Source organism: Rhodanobacter sp. A1T4 (assembly GCF_014207185.1).
Classification (GTDB): Bacteria; Pseudomonadota; Gammaproteobacteria; order Xanthomonadales; family Rhodanobacteraceae; genus Rhodanobacter.
Genome location: NZ_JACHCP010000002.1, coordinates 596489 through 614526 on the forward strand (window position 1 = coordinate 596489; position 18038 = coordinate 614526).

Annotated in this window: 10 protein-coding genes; 5 read left to right on the forward strand and 5 right to left on the reverse strand. The window is 60.4% G+C overall.

Annotated features, from left to right (window positions below):
* Positions 1 to 139 precede the first annotated feature (139 nt).
* Together HDE80_RS05995 and HDE80_RS06000 are read left to right on the forward strand one after the other, a co-directional pair.
* Entirely contained in the window at positions 140 to 1060 is a 921-nt protein-coding gene (locus HDE80_RS05995; RefSeq protein WP_184668743.1) for a cytochrome b/b6 domain-containing protein, read from the forward strand.
* Positions 1053 to 1808, forward strand: a complete 756-nt coding sequence (locus HDE80_RS06000; protein WP_184668745.1) for a molybdopterin-binding protein — start codon at positions 1053 to 1055, stop codon at positions 1806 to 1808. Before HDE80_RS05995 ends, HDE80_RS06000 begins: the two co-directional genes overlap by 8 nt.
* A 55-nt stretch (positions 1809 to 1863) precedes the next feature.
* On the opposite strand, the gene HDE80_RS06005 is transcribed toward HDE80_RS06000, so the two are convergent.
* The 4 genes from HDE80_RS06005 to HDE80_RS06020 form a co-directional block, all read right to left on the reverse strand.
* Positions 1864 to 3171 (reverse strand): MFS transporter, encoded by a 1308-nt coding sequence (locus HDE80_RS06005; protein ID WP_184668747.1) that lies wholly within the window; start codon positions 3169 to 3171, stop codon positions 1864 to 1866.
* 247 nt (positions 3172 to 3418) lie between these two features.
* The gene (locus HDE80_RS06010; protein ID WP_345776415.1) at positions 3419 to 5344 is read right to left on the reverse strand and encodes an alpha-amylase family glycosyl hydrolase; all 1926 of its coding nucleotides are present in this window, start codon (positions 5342 to 5344) and stop codon (positions 3419 to 3421) included.
* The gene (locus HDE80_RS06015; RefSeq protein WP_184668749.1) at positions 5341 to 7890 is read right to left on the reverse strand and encodes a TonB-dependent receptor; all 2550 of its coding nucleotides are present in this window, start codon (positions 7888 to 7890) and stop codon (positions 5341 to 5343) included. Before HDE80_RS06015 ends, HDE80_RS06010 begins: the two co-directional genes overlap by 4 nt.
* Before the next feature lie 268 nt (positions 7891 to 8158).
* Positions 8159 to 9172 carry a LacI family DNA-binding transcriptional regulator gene (locus HDE80_RS06020; protein ID WP_255483593.1) on the reverse strand — a complete coding sequence of 338 codons (1014 nt, stop codon included), beginning with the start codon at positions 9170 to 9172 and terminating at the stop codon, positions 8159 to 8161.
* A gap of 284 nt (positions 9173 to 9456) precedes the next feature.
* Here HDE80_RS06020 and HDE80_RS06025 point away from each other — a divergent pair, with 284 nt between their 5' ends.
* A complete protein-coding gene (locus HDE80_RS06025) occupies positions 9457 to 11115 on the forward strand; it encodes a M28 family metallopeptidase (RefSeq protein WP_184668751.1) in 1659 nt (552 codons plus the stop codon).
* Between the two features lie 53 nt (positions 11116 to 11168).
* Here the strand turns inward: HDE80_RS06025 and HDE80_RS06030 are convergent, their stop codons facing one another.
* Positions 11169 to 12842, reverse strand: a complete 1674-nt coding sequence (locus HDE80_RS06030) for an alpha-glucosidase (RefSeq protein WP_184668753.1) — start codon at positions 12840 to 12842, stop codon at positions 11169 to 11171.
* Between the two features lie 448 nt (positions 12843 to 13290).
* On the opposite strand from HDE80_RS06030, the gene HDE80_RS06035 reads away from it, so the two are divergent.
* Positions 13291 to 16197, forward strand: a complete 2907-nt coding sequence (locus HDE80_RS06035; protein ID WP_184668755.1) for a TonB-dependent receptor — start codon at positions 13291 to 13293, stop codon at positions 16195 to 16197.
* Between the two features lie 139 nt (positions 16198 to 16336).
* The gene (locus HDE80_RS06040; RefSeq protein WP_255483594.1) at positions 16337 to 17935 is read left to right on the forward strand and encodes an alpha-amylase family glycosyl hydrolase; all 1599 of its coding nucleotides are present in this window, start codon (positions 16337 to 16339) and stop codon (positions 17933 to 17935) included.
* Positions 17936 to 18038 lie beyond the last annotated feature (103 nt).

An 18038-nucleotide genomic window follows, 5' to 3' on the forward strand; every position in this document is an offset into this window, starting at 1 on the left:
GTGACCCGTTCGGCCGCTCATTCAGCCAGACAGCACGTTTCAGAGCGCATTGCGGAGAAATCTTCATGGCAAGACCCTGGCAAGCGCACACTGTGCTGAAGAACCGAACCGCTCATCCTGCTGATCGGGAGCACATGCCATGACCACTGAAAACGTGATCGTTGCCGACGCGCAGATAATCGCGCCTCCCGCGCCCGCGAAATCAAAACGTCTGGTCTACCGCCATTCGCTGCCGATCCGGTTGATGCACTGGATCAACGTGATCAGCCTGTCGCTGATGTTTTTCAGCGGGCTGCAGATTTTCAACGCGCATCCCAGCCTGGCGTGGGGCAACTACAACAATCCGGACAAACCACTGCTGTCGCTGGAAGCCCGCGAAGATGCCAGCGGCAATCTGGTCGGCATCACCCGCATCGGCAAGCACGAATTCAATACCACTGGCTTACTCGGTGTTTCCAAAGGCCCCGATGGCACGCCAATCGCGCGCGGGTTTCCCTCCTGGCTTACGGTGCCCGGCCCGGGCTGGCTCTCGATGGGCCGGCAGTGGCATTTCTTCTTTGCCTGGATCTTCGTACTCAACGGGATTTGCTATATCGGCTATTCGCTGGCCAGGAAACACGTACAGCGGGACCTCTGGCCAACCAAATCCGATTGGCGTGGCATAGGCAAATCGATCGCCGACCATGTGCGCTTCAAGCATCCACACGGTGAGGAAGCACTGCGCTACAACATCCTGCAGCGACTGGCATATCTGATCGTGATCTTCGTCTTCGGCATCGGCATCGTGCTGATGGGACTGGCGATGTCGCCACGGATGGATGCCGTGCTGTCGCCGATGGTGGAGTTCGTCGGCGGTAGGCAGGCAGCTCGCACCATCCACTTCATCATCGCCTGGGCTTTCGTCGCGTTCGTGCTGATCCACGTATTCGAGGTGCTGATCAGCGGTGCATTCAACCAGCTGCGCGGCATGATCACCGGCTATTACAAGGTGGACGTGGACCCAGTGAAAGTGGCTGGGCCCGAACCGATTGCCGTGATAAAGGAGGCGCCCCATGACTGATCGCCGAACGTTTCTGCGCATGGCCATCATGGGCACCGCCGGCCTGCTGGTCGCCGGCTGCGACAAGATCTCGCAGAGTAGCTGGGGACCGAAAGTACTGGGCAAGGCCCAGGGCTTGAACCGCCGCGTGCAAGCGCTGCTGTCGCCGTCCAGCGCGATGGCCAAGGAGTACACCGAGGCCGACATCTCGCCGACGTTTCACCCCAACGGCACCACCATGCCGGACACACCCGAATATCAGGCATTGATGGCGAACAACTTTCGCGACTACAAGCTCAAGGTCACCGGCCTGGTCACGAAGCCGGGCGAGTTCTCCATTGATGATTTAAAGAAACTGGACAACCGTACCCAGATCACGCGGCATGACTGCGTCGAAGGCTGGAGCGCCATCGGTAAATGGCAGGGCACGCAATTGTCGGCCCTGCTCGATCACGTCGGCGTCGATCCGAAGGCGCGCTTCGTGGTGTTCCACTGCCTGGACAATATGGACGAAGACACCCCGTATTACGAAAGCGTCGACATCCGGGAAGCGCGGCATCCGCAGACCCTCCTAGCCTTCGACCTCAACGACAAGCCGCTGCCGGTATCCAACGGCGCGCCACTGCGTCTGCGCGTGGGTCGGCAGCTCGGCTACAAGCAGGCCAAGTACATAGGAAGCATCGAGCTGGTCGATACCTTCGCCAAGATTGGCAGCGGCAACGGCGGCTACTGGGAAGACCAGGGCTATGAGTGGTACGCCGGCATCTGAGGCCATCAGCTGATTGGCCAGAAAAATTGGACGTTTATACGGCCATGTCGCCAAGCTAACGAAAACTGCCCGTTCGCACACGCAGCACCAGCACGGCAGCCAACAACAGGCCAACACCGGCCAGGCGAATCACGTTTTCCGGGTTGTCTGCCAGCACTCCGTGATAAAGCAGTGGGATTGTGATGATCTGCAGCAGCATCGGCGCCACGATAAAAATGTTGAACAGACCCATGTAGACCCCTGCTCGCTCGGGGGGAATGCTGCCAGCCAGCATCGCGTACGGGTTGCCCATCGTGCTGGCCCACGAAAGCCCCAGCCCGATCATCGGCACGAACAGCAGCAGCTGGCTGTGAATCAACGGCAGTGCCAGCAGACCCGCGCCGCCCAACGTAAGGCAAGCGGCATGCAGGCGCTGCGGGCCTATCCGGCGTGCCAGTGGGATCATCGCAAAAGCACTCACGAACGCCACGAAATTGTAGAAGCCGCCGATCTGGCCATTGATGAGTACCGCGTGGCTAAAACCAGCAGAGTCCGCCTCGGTGCTACCGAACAAAGTACGCGCCAGTGACAACGGCACGTATTCCCAGTAGCAGAACATCGCGTACCACTGGAACAGCATCATTACCGCCAGCTGGCGCATGGTTGATGGCATCTGTCTTACGGCTGAGGTGATTTCGCCCAGCGTGGCTGCCAGTGATCGTGGCGCCGCGCGCACACGCTGGCGCTCTTCATCGGACAATGGCAACTCGCGTGTGGTTAGCGTCGACCAGCCAATCGACACCACCGAAAACAGCGCACCAATCACGAACGCGGTTACCACCACATACGGAATGCCATGCGCGTTGCGCGCGGCCACGTTCATCCCGAACAGCACCAGCAGCGATGGCGTCAGATAGGCCAGCGTCTGCGACAGCCCGGTGAAGGCGCTCTGGGTGAGAAAACCCACCGCGTGCTGCGAGCTGTCCAGGCGATCGCTGACAAACGCGCGATACGGCTCCATCGTCACGTTGTTGGCCGCGTCCAGTATCCACAGCAGACTCGCGGCCACCCACAGCGTCGGGCTGAACGGCATCGCCAGCAGGCATACACTGCAGATCAGCGCGCCGATCAGAAAATACGGTGTGCGTCGGCCCAGCCGTGAGTCGGTGCGATCGCTCATTGCTCCGATCAGCGGCTGCACCAACAGGCCGGTGATTGGCCCAGCCAGCCACAAATATGGAAGGCTGCCGTCGTGTGCACCCAGGTATTTGTAGATTGGGCTCATATTGCTTTGCTGCAGACCAAAGCTGAACTGGATGCCGAAGAAGCCGACATTCATGTTCAAAATCTGCCAGAAACGCAGACGAGGCTTGGGTGTGGACATTCTCTATCTACTCCGTCGACCGTTGTGTAGATGCAATCGTGCCGGAGCCAAAGGTAATGGCCAGTTCAACATCACCCGATGTAGCGTCATCCACGGAGACATGCCAAGGCTCGGAGCGCACCATCTCAGCCGGCAAGACGCCGCGCCGGCTACCACTATGGCTGGCGAACTCCACCGCCTCATCGAACAGAACGCCAGCGTGCACTGACGCAGCAGACCTGTCCGGTGCGCCATGCTCTGCATCAACTTAGTCATGTGTGCGGCTCCGCCACAGCGTAGCCCACGGTTGCAGCTTCCGCAGGTCACGCGATGTCATCACATCGGCACCTGACGCAAACAGATCCGACCATCCAGTCCCTACCCCCAACGATTCCAGATCGACCATCGCGTGGCTGGCAGAAAAATTGAATATGCCCAGCGTCTCGTCCCCACGTTGCACTATCAGCAGACCGGGGTTCGGGTGCGCAACGACCGACACTTTGCTGGCACTCGGCCAATGCTGGTGGCGACGTGCAGCGACCAACGCCGTTAGCGCGGCAAAAGTGGCAGCTGGCACACCTCGCCCACTCGACAGCGCAGCCAGTGCCTCGGTAGAGAGCGCTGGGCGCTGCAACCAGCGACCATCCAGCGCTACGCGCCCAGCGTCAGCCGGATCCGTATTGCTGTACTGACCCAACTCGTCGCCCATATAGATGAGTGGTACAGCACCGACCCAGAAGGCCAGCGCGTAAAGCAAAACGTAACGGCGCAACGCTGCGGGCTGGATGTCGTCCAGCATATGCTCTGGCAGCCCGACCAGAGCAGCAGCCATGCCGTTGCTACCGTGCACCCCCTCTCCATCCAGCGTCTGAAAAGCTGCACCGCGCGCGAAACTGCCGGGTGTGCGACCTTCCAGATAGGCCGCTGCCGCACCGATGCGCCGCGAAAAATCTTCACCAGCAGCCTCCGCCAGTGGCCTCAACACACCCCACACAATATCGTCGTGGCAGCGCACATAAGTCACCCATCCGCACGCCTCCGGTGGTGGCGGAGTGTCGGCAAGCAGCTGCTTCGGCAGCCCGGCGTGACCTTCGGCAAGTGCCGCCCACGCAGAAGCCATCAAACCACTGTGATACGCCAGCTGGCACTCGCGCCCGCGCAGTTCATCGCGACCGAAATAGGCGCTTACCTGCTCTGTGGGCACAATGGCTTCGGCCTTCAGCAACACACCCGGAGCGACCAATTCCACGCAAGCACGCAGCGCGGCGAGTATTTGATGCACTTCAGGCTGGTTGATGCAGAGGGTACCGAGACGTTTCCAAAGGAACGGTGCGGAATCGAGCCGAAAAACTTTTACACCGCGATTGGCCAGTTGCAGCAGCGCGTGCGCTATCGCCGCGAAAACGGGTGGGTGGGCGTAGTTGAGATCCCACTGGAACGGATAGAACGTCGTCCAGACCCAGCCGCCCATGGCCGGTACCTGGCTAAAGTTGCCTGGCGCCGCCTGGGGAAACACTTCCCCCACCGTAGCCTCGTAGGCATCGGGCAGGATGCGATCGGGAAACACGTGGAAAAATTGGCGCATCGCCGCATCACCGGCAGCCGCCGCTTGCGCCCAGGGATGATCATCGGCCACATGATTGAGGACCAGATCGGCACACAGGCTTATGCCAGCTTCCTGGAGCTGCGATGCCAGCGTCTCCAAGTCGTCCATCGTTCCCAATGCCGGCTCCACGTGCTCGAAGCTGGATACCGCAAACCCACCATCACTCTCGCCCTGGCGCGCCTGCAGAAAGGGCAGAAGATGCAGGTAGTCCACACCGAGCGCTCGCAGGTGGTCGATACGTTCACCCACACCGGCAAGCGTGCCGCCGAATCGATCGACGTAGGCCGAATAACCCACCATGTGCTGCCGCAAAAACCAGTCCGGCTGCAGCGCACGTTGCTGGTCCAGCGCAACCAGCGCAGCGGATCGGGTTGCCGCGAGCCGACCAAGGTCCTCATACACCGTAGCCATCCATTCGCCGAATCCGGCGGTGCCGCCGTATACCGCGGCAAGCCGCTCGGCCAACGCCGGCCCGACCCGATCGAACTGTCGCTCGGCAGCGGCCCGACGCGCGACGCTAAACATCGAGACGAATCGCTGACGCAGCGCGGCCAGCTCGAACGTCTCCTGGTGCTGCGCTTCACTCACAGGCTATAGCGCCAGCTGGCGAATACCGTTCGACCGAGGATCGAACGAGCCGTGTTCAATCCGTTGGTGGTCACGCCGCCTGGACTCTGGTCGATTTCGGTCAACCCGACCGCGTTGAAGAGGTTGTCCGCCTGCAGCGATACGGTCATGCGCGGGGTGATGTCGTAGCGGACAAACGCATTGACCTGGGTATAGCCCGGCATCACCAATCCATTTGGCTGAGCAGCGTAGGACTTGGTGGTGCCAATCACCGTGGCGCCGACCGTTACCGGGCCGAAGCGATAGCTGGGATTGAGCTGCCACACCCAGTGCGCCTGGCGCTGCGGCTCGTCATCGACGTCGTCCGGAGTGATCTCGTCCTTGGTGATCTTCGAGTCGGTGTAGGTCACACCGCCGCGCACGCTGAAATCACCGTAGTCAAGCGAGCCCTCCACCTCAACGCCCTTGGACTTGTAGTCGCGATTGATGATCGGATTGGACGGTATCGTGACGTCCTGGTTGGTCTCCTGAGTGGTCGCGTAGAAACCGGTGACGAACAAGCTGGTGTGCTGCGTGCTCCACTTCACGCCGACCTCGTCCTGTTTCACCACGTTCACCGCCACCGCCGACGGCACCGTGCCATCAGGTAGCACGCCGCCGCCGAACAGCAATCGATCGGAGTTGAAGCGAGCGCCGTCGCTGATACGCGCAAACAGGGCTACCTCGGTGTTGATCAGGTAGTTGGCGCCAAAGGAGTATTCCAGGTGCTTCTTGTCGTAATTCACCGGCGAGGCATTGGCTAGATTGACCACCTGAACGTTCTGCTCCGGCGCTTCGATGATGCCGTCGCCGTTAACATCCAGCGGGACGGTCGACGCGCTCGCGTAGCTGCCGTTGGCTTTCATATAGTCGTAGCGCACGCCACCATCGAGCTGCCAGCTGCCCGGCTGCCAGCTCAGCGACAGGTATGGCGCATCCATCTTGTAGTCGACGTCCAGATAGCGAGTGCAGCAGTTGCCGAACACCGGCTGGCCATAAGCCACCAGACCATTTTGCGTGACAGCCTGACCGGCCGCGTTGTAGACGTTGAGCAGCACCGCGTCCTTGCCCTGCACGGTTTCCAGATACTGGTTCCAGTGCCAGTCCTGCTCGATGGTCTGATCGGAATGGTAATAGCCGAACAGCAGGTTCAACGGGCCGTTGTTCGTATCGAACGAGCGCTTGAGGGTGAGGTTGTTGGTGGCATTGTTCATGTTGGGCAGCGACACATTGAACAACAGCGTGTTCGAGACCAGTCCATTGCCGCCTACGTTGGCCGCGTTGACGGCCTGCCCGGCCTTGGGGCCGGTGGCATAGGCCAGCGTGGCGCCGGTACCACCGAGAGCTTGGGCTGCAGACGCAGCAGTTTGCACCGAGCCCGGATACGGCCCGACGAAATCACCGGAGTTGTTGGCGATGCGGAACTGCTCATCCAGTTTCCAGCCATCACCGAGGCTGAATTCGCCGAGGCCGCCAATGGCGGCCACCTTGGAATGGTAACCATCTGAAATGTTGGTGAAGATCCGGTCGCCATTGGCGCCGACCGCGAGGTCGTGCAGGAAGTACGGCGACTGCAGCGCACCGCTCTGGATATTGAAGCCGGGCAGCGAGTTCACGCTCGGGTTGCTGTTGCTGCCGGTGATCGACAGCGGTACCGGCAGATACACCGGCGACTTGTCGTCCAGCAACTGGAAATTCAGTCGCAGGAATCCACCATCGATGTCGTGAGTCACATTCCCCATCAGCTGGCCACCCTTCTGGGCGTCGTAGCCGACGTCCTTCTGACCGGTGCCGTCACGCAGATAGCCGCCGATATGGAAGCGCGTTGTGTCGGAAATCGGCTGACCGTAGTCAAAGTCCAGCCGCTTGGCATCGTAGTTGAGCCCGGTGGTGATGCCGATGTCGCCGCCCTGCTGCTCACCCGTCTTGGTGATGAAGTTGATCACCGCACCCGGTGCGTTGCTGGCGAACACCGACGAAGATCCGCCGCGGACGACCTCCACATGATCGATGTTGTAGTCAGGGCGCAGGAAAGTGTCAGGCGTGGCAAAAGAGATGTCGCCGAATTCCAGCACTGGCATGCCATCGACCTGGAACTGCACGTACTTGCCGCCACCGGAAGCCACCGGAAGGCCACGCACCGAAATATTGGCATTGCCGTCGCCGCCGGAGGACTCGGCGCGAATACCGGGAATGTTGCGAAGAATGTCTGCAGCGTTCTGCAGGCCGCTGTCGCTGATCTGATCGGCCTCCAGCGAGCTGACGGAAACGCTGGAGCCCATTTTGGTCAGTGCACCTGGCGACGCGGTGACCACGGTCTCGTCCAGGTTGACCGCCTTGTTGTGATCGGACTTGTTCAGCTCTTGCTTGCTCTGACTGGCTTTGCCCTGATCTGATCCGTTGGTGCTGCCAGGCGCCTGCGGACCTGGTTCTCCGCTTGAAGTGCTTTGCGCCGTCGCGGCCACCGGTATCAAGGCCAGCATCACAGCAACTGCAAGCACATGCTTGCGAATCACGTCAGTTTTCATCGCGCATCCCCTTCGAGTTATGAAGCAGGCATGCGTTCGACTTCGCGCGTGCCTGACCTAGTGTTTCGATCCCCGGGGAGCATGCTCGACTTTAATGCAATCGATTGCAATTTGCGCTGCAACATCACAAAAAAGCTTCTATTAAGTACTTTCTACGAAAATATTGGCACGGAAAAATGCCAGTCATGGGAACGATTGCAGTCGGCATAGCGTCGACCAGAACTCACTACATCGCCCCTGATCGATTCAGCAAAAATATTGCGTTGCGTCAGTACGCAGCTGTCGCCTGACTGCTTTCCCGCACGATCAGCTGGGTTTCCAGCGGAGCCGAGACCGGCAAAGACTGCCCTTTGATCAAGCTCAAAAGCGTCTCCACCAGCCGCCCACCGGCTTCATGGATGGGCTGTCGCACCGTAGTGATGGGTGGATTGAAATACGCCGCCAGCTCAACGTCGTCATAGCCCACTACGGCGACGTCCGCCGGGATGCGACGACCTCGCTCGCGCAGTGCGCCGATGGCAGCCATCGCCAGCAGATCACTGCTGGCGAAAACTGCATCCAGCGTCGGGTTGGCATCGATCAAGGCCAGCATTGCCTTGCGTCCACTGTCGGCCAGAAACGATGCCGCTGCGCGCTGCTGTTCCAGCAGCGGCAATGCGTTCTTGCGCAGGCACTGTGCAAAACCACGATAGCGCTGGGCGACTTCGGGCAGACCCGCATCACCGAGAAACACCATACGTCGACGGCCCTGAGCAAGCAGATGCTCAGCCACCAGACGGCCTCCAAGGACGTTGTCGCCACCCACAATGCAATAATTCTGATGCGGCAGGCGCGCGCCCCAAACCACCATGGGCAAACCACGTTCTGCCATGGCGTTCAGCTGATCGTGATGACGCCACTGCCCGATCAAAATCAGCCCTGCGGCACGGCCGCCATCGATCAATGCCGCCGCCATGTCGAGCCGATCAGCATCCATGCGCGACAGCAGCATCTCGTAACCACGCTCGGTAAGCGCATCAGCAAGGCTACCGATGATTCCATGCAGGAACGGATCGGCAAAACTCTGACGACTGGCCATCTCATAAGGAACCACGACAGCGATCGTGCGCTTGACGCCGGAACGCAGGTTGGTCGCAACGCTATTGATGGTGTAGTTGAACTGGCGAGCGAGCGCCTGTATGCGTTCTCGCGTCTCCTCGTTGATCAAGGCGCTACCGCTCAGTGCGCGCGACACCGTTGAAGTCGACACGCCGGCCAGCCTCGCCAGATCGGCCATCTGCATACGCTGACGCGGAGCATTTGAGTTGCTTTGCCGGGATTTTGTTAACCGGCTCATCGGACGACAACACGCCATGTGCCCGTCAAGTGGCACGGCAAATTCGATCGACAAAAGAAAAATGAAAGCATGAGTAGGAGCATAACGGATCAGAGGCTTGACGATTCGTGCACATCATTGCGCGCAACCCGCCTTATCACCTTGGCCGCGAAGGCACCCCCTCGTACGGGTAGACCCGCGTTGGTCAGTTGCCTACTATCGATGCGGATTCCACAGACAGGTAGCTGCTCTTGAAACGACTGATTCTTTCCACGCTCACCTTGGCCGTATCGACGGCTCTGATGGCTGCTGCCGTCCCCTCACCGACCTTCGATCCACATCGTCTCTCCGAAGAGGACAAGGTACTTTCGTCGGACGCGTTCGAAGGTCGTGGCCCGGCCACGCCTGCCGAAACCAAGACAATCGACTACGTCGTTTCGCAGATGAAGGCCGCGGGCCTGCAGCCCGGCGGTGACCTGAGCAACGGCAAACGCGCCTGGACCCAGGCCGTGCCGCTATTGCGCACCGAGATCATCGGCACACCCGCACTCAGCCTGTCGATCGACGGCAAGGCGCAATCACTGACCCAGGGCAACGAGATCGCGGTGCGTGCGCCGATGGACGGCTCGACGTCCGTCGCGATTGCCAACGCACCGCTGGTCTTCATCGGTTATGGCGTCAATGCGCCGGAGCGTCACTGGGACGATTTCAAGGGTGTCGACCTGCACGGCAAGATCGCCGTGGTGCTGATCAACGACCCCGACTTCGAAACCGGCGTCGGCGACTTTGGCGGCAAGGCGATGACCTACTACGGCCGCTGGACCTATAAGTACGAGGAAGCCGCGCGTCAGGGCGCGCTGGGCATGCTGGTGATACACGAAACCGCGCCGGCCTCGTACGGCTGGAACACGGTGAAGAACTCCAACACCATTACCATGTTCGACATCGTGCGTGACAAGCCGGCCGCGGTGCATCCGCAGCTGGAAGCATGGATCCAGCGCGACCTCGCCGTCGATATGTTCAAGCGCGCCGGACTCGATTTCGAGGCGCTGAAAAAGCAGGCACAGACACGCGAATTCAAGCCGGTGACGTTGAAGGGCGAGAGTTTCTCGGCCAATTTCAAGGTCGATTCCAAAGTTATTACCTCGCACAACATCGTCGGCCGCATCGAGGGCAGCAAACATCCCGACCAAACGGTCATCTACAGCGCGCACTGGGATCATCTCGGCGTCGGCCAGCCCGATGCGAAAGGTGATCGCATCTACAACGGCGCCGTCGACAACGCCACCGGCACGGCAGCGCTGATCGAGCTGGGTCGAGCCTTTGCCAAGGCGCCACGACCGGAACGCTCGGTGGTATTCCTCAACGTCACCGCCGAAGAAAAGGGTCTGCTGGGTTCGGAGTATTACGCAGCCAAGCCGCTGTATCCGCTGGCCACCACCGTTGGCGTGATCAATATGGACGCGCTCGATCCGCACGGCCCGTCGCGCAACTTCACCATCTCGGGCAGCGCCAAACTCGGGCTACTGGACGATCTGATCGCCAACGCGAAAAAATTCGGCATGGTCTACAGCCCGGACCCGAAGCCGGAAGCCGGTCACTTCTTCCGCTCCGATCACTTCTCGTTCGCCAAGCGCGGCGTGCCGGCGATCTCCTTCGGCTCGGGTAATGACTGGGTTGCTGGCGGCATCGCCGCCGGCAAGGCCGCCGAAGACGACTACACCGCCAAACGCTACCACCAGCAGGGCGACGAGTGGCAGGCCGACTGGCCGTTCACCGGCATGGCCCGCGATCTGCAGGTGCTCTATGTGCTGGGAAGCGAGCTGGCCAACTCCAACCAGTGGCCGGACTGGAGCCAAGACTCCGAGTTCCGCGCCACCCGGGACAAGACAGCAGCCGATCGCAAGTAGTCGGTAACTGCAGCGAAAATAAAAAGCCACTCCCGCATCGGAGTGGCTTTTTTTCAACCTCTTTCAACAGTCGTGTGGTGAAAGCTACTTGTAGCGCCGCGGATATCCGACGGCTGCAACGATGCAAACCACAGGCCGTATCCAGGCAGACGCAGTTGCCCATCGTGAAGCGTGCCCTGTAGCAAACCGTGCCCACTCAGAGCCTCGGCAAAGCCGTTGACCGGCACGCAAATATCGATGGTGGCATCGGCGAGGTTGAACACTGCCAGCAACGTCTCACCCTGGAAACTCCGAGTGAACGCAAGGACGGGCTCCGCCATCTCGATGAACTGGATATCACCCCAACGCAACGCCGGCTGCGACTGCCGCCAGTGCATGAAGGCGCGAAAGCCGTTGAGTACGGAATGCGAGTCACCTTCCTGTCGACTCACGGCGCTCGCGCGATGCTCTTCCGCCACCGGCAACCACGGCGTGCCATCGCTGAAACCGGCGTTTGCGCTATCGCTCCAGGGCATCGGCGTACGGCAGCCATCGCGCCCCTTGAATTGTGGCCAGAAGGCGATGCCGTAAGGATCACGCAACGCATCGAACGGCAAATCGGCTTCGGTCAGTCCCAGCTCCTCGCCCTGATAGATGCAGACCGAACCACGCAGCGAACAGACCAGCGCCGTGAGCAAATTGGCCAGCGGCACGACAGGTTTGCCCTTGCCCCAACGCGAAAGTACACGTTCCACGTCATGGTTGGAGATGGCCCAGCACGGCCAGCCTTCGGTCATCTGCGACTCGAGTGTCTGCACTGTGTCGCGGATATAGCCCGCACTGAAATCGTCGGTCAACAGCTCGAAGCTGTAACCCATGTGCAGCCGATGATGCTGAGTGTATTCGGCCATCGTCGCCAGCGAGTCCTCCGAGGAAATTTCGCCCAGCGCTGCGACATCTGTATAGCCATCCATCAATGCGCGCAGTTCGCCGAGAAAGGCCAGGTTTTCCGGCTGCGTGTTATTGTAGTAGTGATACTGGAACGCGTAGGGATTATCCGCACTGAAACCGCGACCGATGCGCTTCTCTTTCGGCTTGGGCGGGTTGTCGCGCAGCTGGCGATCGTGGAAGCAGAAGTTGATCGCATCCAGGCGTACGCCATCGACGCCCTTGTCCAGCCAGAACCGCACGCTATCGAGTATCGCTGCGCGCACCTGCGGATGATGAAAATTCAGATCCGGCTGCGCTGCCAGAAAATTGTGCAGATAGTACTGGCCACGCCGCGGCTCCCATTGCCAGGCCGAACCGCCGAACAGCGACAGCCAGTTGTTCGGTGGACTGCCGTCATCGCGCGCATCGGCCCACACGTACCAGTCCGCTCTCGCATTGTCGCGACTTTCGCGACTCTCACGAAACCACGCGTGCTCGACCGATGTATGACTGAGCACCTGGTCGATCATTACTTTCAGGCCGAGCCCATGCGCCTTGGCGAGCAGACGATCGAAATCCGCCAGCGTGCCGAACAAGGGATCGACGTCACGATAGTCGGCAATGTCATAACCGAAATCAGCCATCGGCGACTTGAAGAATGGCGAAATCCAGATCGCATCCACACCGAGGCTCGCCACGTAGTCGAGCCGATCGATGATTCCCGGCAGATCACCTACACCATCGGCGTTGGTGTCGAGAAAGCTGCGCGGATAGATCTGATAGATGACGGCACCGCGCCACCAGCATGCGTCGGACATTGAACAAAACCCCATGACATGAACCGGCCGTGCCATGCAGGCGCTCGTCGGCGAATGGCAGCAGCTTAGCGGCAGCCTCGTGACATCACGCAGGGGTCTGCATACGTATTCATTCGTGCTGCGATTGCGTCACGCCATGGAGCGTACAGGTCGAACAGCTCTCCGGAAATATCGGGCAGATGTCCGGAACATCACCTACGGCAAGCCGTTTGCACAGCCATCGCTCATCCGGAAATTCGAACAGCGCGCATCATGCTGCACTGCGATCTGTCGTTTGGTGCAGCCGTGATGAATACGTATGCAGAAACTGGTGACTCGTGGAATGCCGGCCCTACCATGCCGGCACGCCGCTGGAGATCACCAACCAGTGCAATCTGCCACCATCGCCAACAGGCATGGGGTAGCAAGCGTCCAAGCAACAACGACATTTTCGTGGGGAGACGAGAACATGCTACTGAAACGCAACGTGATGGCCGTGGCGCTGATATCTGCCGGGATGTGCTTCACCGCTGCTGTCAAGGCGACGCCCACCGATAACAACACCGCGCCGGCCAACACACCCGCAACGCCGGCCGCCCAGGCATCCGCGCCGCAGGATGCCAGTGGGCCGGCAAGCAATGATCCGAAAAAGAAAGACACCAGCAAAGACAAACTCGCCAAGAGCCTCGACGCGATCACGGTCACTGGCTACAGCAAGGGCGCCGAGGCTGCAATCGACATCCAGCGTTATGCCGACACCATCCAGAACGTAGTGACGTCTGCAGACATCGGCGGCTTGCCGGACCAGTCGATCGCCGACTCGCTGACGCGCCTGCCTGGCGTGAGTGCCGAACGCATCGCAGGCCAGGCATCGCAGATCAATATCCGCGGCCTCTCGGGCAACTTTATCCAAACCACGCTTGATGGTCGCGAGCAGCCCTCGACCAGCGGCAGCAATTACATCCAATTCGACCAGTACCCGTCCGAGCTGATCAACATGGCCACGGTGTACAAGTCCTCGCAGGCGTCGCTGGTCACCGGCGGCGTGGCCGGCACCATTGCCATGCAGACGGCCGATCCTCTGCAGGCTCCCAAGGAGCAGAACTTCAACCTCGACGCACGCGGCAGCTACGACGGCACCGCGCACGACGTGTCTGGTGCCAACGCGCTTGGCTATCGCCTGAGCGCTGCCTACCAGGGCAAGTTCCTCGACGATACGCTGGGTGTTGGCCTGGGCGTGGCGCAGATGTACCAGCCGCATGTGGCCGAGCAGTTCGTGGGCGAGGCTTCCGATGGCGCGGTCTACAAGATGAACTCCAGCGCCAACTCGCCCTCGGGTTACCTGCCCGAGGGCATCCAGTTGCAGCAGAACGGCGGCGAAGAGCGTCGTACCGGTGAAGTCGCCACCATCGTGTGGAAGCCCACCGATGAGCTGAAGTTCACCGGCGACGGTTTCTACTCCAAATTCGACAACGAGTCGTTCGGCTATGGCCTGCGCTCGCAGAACTTCTACGGCAACAACGCGCAGATCACCAACCCGGTGTTCAGCTCACTGGGTACACTGATCGGCGGCACGGTAAGCAGCAATCCGACCGGCGTTGGCGGCAACCAGTTCTCCAATGAGACCACCGCCGATAATTACTCGACCACCACTAATGTGCTCTCCGGTGGCCTGAACATGAAGTGGGATCACGACCGCTGGCACGTCGATGCCGACGTTTCGCTGTCGCGCGCGACCAGCAACGACATCAACGTGGATACCACGGCCGATCCGTACAGCGGCTTGGGCACGGCCAATCCGCAGCTGATGCCGCAGTCGGTGACGTACATGCTGAAGGGTGGCAACATCGGCACGGCGTCGTTCGCCAACCCTGGCCTGTACACCAACCTCAACGACATGGGGTTATCGCGTTACGGCGTGTACCCATACATCTATCACGACAAGATGAAGGCATTCCGCACCAGCGTGAAGTACGACCTGCCCGACAGCTCCTGGCTGTCGGCGCTGGAAGCTGGTGTCTATCTGAACAACCACAACTACGAGGCCGACCGCGAGGCTTACGTCTACGGTTCGGAGTGGAACACCTCGCCGGTGGCGGGCGAGCCGCCGCTGAGCATTCCGGCAGCTGACGCCAAGGTCACCTGCTGGAAGGGTCAGTTCTCCGGCCTGCCGTGCTTCCTGACGCTCAATGCACCGGCCATCCTGGCAGCACACGGCATCACCGCCAATCCGGTGAAGGACATCAACACCCAGAACTGGACGTACGTCCAGAGCGGCACGGTCGAAGAGAAGACCCACGACCTGTTCTTCATGGCCGACATCGACGCCCAGGTGTTCGGCCACGAGCTGACCGGCAACGTCGGCGTGCGCGTCTCGCATCAGTCGCAGTACAGCAACGGTCTGCAGCAGGTGGGCAATGGCGCGGGCATTCCGATCACCGATGGCAATGGCTACACCAGCGACGACTTCGCGCCGCTGACCGTCGGCAAGACCTATACCGACTACCTGCCTTCGCTGAATCTGATCTATCACCTTACCGACGACGACCAGATGCGCTTCTCGGCCGCCAAGGTGCTGTCGCGCCCGCCGATCGACCAGATGCTGGCCGGTGCCGGCTCGTATATAACCAACGGCCAGTACAACGTATACGGCGGTACCAGCCCGCTGCTCAACCCGCTGCGCGCCACGCAGTACGACCTCGACTACGAGCACTACTTTGACGATTCGTCAGGCGCGCTCACCGCAGGTGTGTTCTTCAAGGACGTGAAGTCGTTCATCCAGCAAGTCACCTACAACAACTACGATTTCGCCGCGGCCGGCATCACCGTGCCGATCGACCCGACCACCGGCGTGCCCTACCAGAACGGTGAATTCCAGACAGCCTATAACGCCAAGGGCGGCCTGGTGCGAGGCCTCGAACTGTCCGGCTCGAAGACGCACTTCCTGCCGGGTATCTGGAGCGGACTGGGTGTGGACGGCAACTTCGCGCTCACCTCGAGCACGGTGCGTAACCCGACCACCCTCGGTGGCCCCACCACCTATGTCGGCCTGCCGGGCCTGTCCAAGCGCGTGGCCAGCATGGCGGTGTTCTACGACTACGGCCCGTTCTCGGCACGTCTGTCGGGCAACTACCGTTCGGCGTTCCTCTCCGATACGCAGCTTTCAGTAACCAACCAGCTGGTGACCTTCGCCGGGGAGACGGTGTTCGACTTTCAGGCGTCGTATAACGTCACCAAGCAGTTGAGCGTGGTCTATCAGTTGCTCAACCTGAGCAACCAGCCGACGCGTACCTACTTCGGCGGCAACCCCCAACAGACCGGCACGATCCAGTATTTCGGTCGTACGTCTTACGTGGGTTTGAACCTCAAGCTGTAATCCAGGCCGGGCATCGTCCCTCACGATGCCCGCTTTGCTTCTCCCCGTCCGGTCCTGGGGCTCTGCTCCTCGGGGCCGGTTTTTTTCGGCGGATTCGGGCTTGCTGTAGCACCATCCGCTAGTGTCCCTGGGAGGCTATATGTCAAAGCACCGCTCCTTTCTGCACCGCATGCTCGCCGGATGGTTCGCTACCATGCTCGGCGCACCGGTTTGTTTTGCGCATACCCCATCAGCGCCAGCCCATCACGATGCACGGACAGTCGCGGCACATGGCGAACAATCGTCCGGCGTCTATTACGAGATTTTCGTGCGCGCATTCGCCGACAGCAACGGCGACGGCATAGGCGATCTCAATGGCATCACGGCCAAACTCGATTACCTGAAATCGCTGGGCGTGAGCGGCCTCTGGCTGATGCCGATCAACCCGACGCCGAGCTACCACGGCTACGACATCACCGACTATTACGGCATCAATCCGCAGTACGGCACGGCGGCCGATTTTCAGCACCTGCTGAGCGAAGCGCACAAGCGCGGTATCGCGGTGATCATCGACCTAGTGATCAACCACAGCAGTGACCAGCATCCGTGGTTCAAGTCTGCCGTTGATCCAAAGAGCCGGTATCACGACTGGTACAGCTGGTCGAATGCGCAAACCGACCTGGGCGCTATCAGCGCCACCGACACTCCGGCATGGCACGCTATCGGCGACCAGCATTACCTTGGCGTTTTTACCCGCGCGATGCCCGATCTCAATTACGACAACCCCGCCGTGCGTCAGGAGATGATCAAACTCGGCCGCTTCTGGCTGGACAAGGGCGTGGATGGTTTCCGGCTGGACGCGGCCCAGCACATCTACTTCGACCTCAAGTCGCAGAAGAACGATCCGAAAATCCTGGCCAAGAACATCACCTGGTGGTCGGACTTCCGTCACGGTATCGATGCCGTGAAACCCGATGCCTACGTCGTCGGCGAAGTGGCGCGCGACAGCGCCAAAGAAATCGCACCCTACTTCAAGCCGCTAAGCGCAGCATTCGATTTCCCACTGGCCAAGCAGCTGATCGACAGCGCCAAAAGCGAGCGCGCCGGCGATCTCGGTGCACTGCTCGATCGCACCGAAACCGCGTATCGCAAAGTGACCGGAAAATCCGGTGTCGATGCACCCTTCCTGTCCAACCACGATCAGGATCGAGTGATGAGCCAGCTCGATGGCAACGCGCAGCACATGCGCATGGCCGCCGCGATGCTGCTGACCTTGCCCGGCCATCCTTTCATCTATTACGGCGAGGAACTGGGCATGCGCGGGCAGAAGCCCGACGAAAATATCCGCGAGCCGATGCGCTGGCATCGCGATGATCATGGCGCCGACGAAACGCGCTGGAAAACCTTCAGCGCCGGCGATGGTCCCGACATCTCGGTGGATGCCGAGCAGACCAACACCGATTCACTGCTGAACTACTACACCACGTTGATCGGCTGGCGCCGTCAGATCAGCGCATTGCGCGACGGCACACTAAGCAACTGGCCGCAGGCCAATCCACAGATTGTCGCGTGGCAACTGCGCGATGCACACAGCCGCGTACTGGTGGTACACAACCTCTCAGGGACAGCGCAGACCGTCGATGTGACGCATGCGACGGGACATCGTTTCGGTGCGTTGCAAGAGCAAAGCAACCCAGGCATCACATTGACTCAGGGGCAGCTGCAGATGCCGCCCTACAGCAGCGCGATCGTGCGCTGAAATCGTTGCCGGCAACTCTGTTCAAAACAAAAGGCCTCTCCCAAATCGGGAGAGGCCTTCATGTTTGCGCTGACACACTTTGCGGTCGAACGATCCGGTGAGG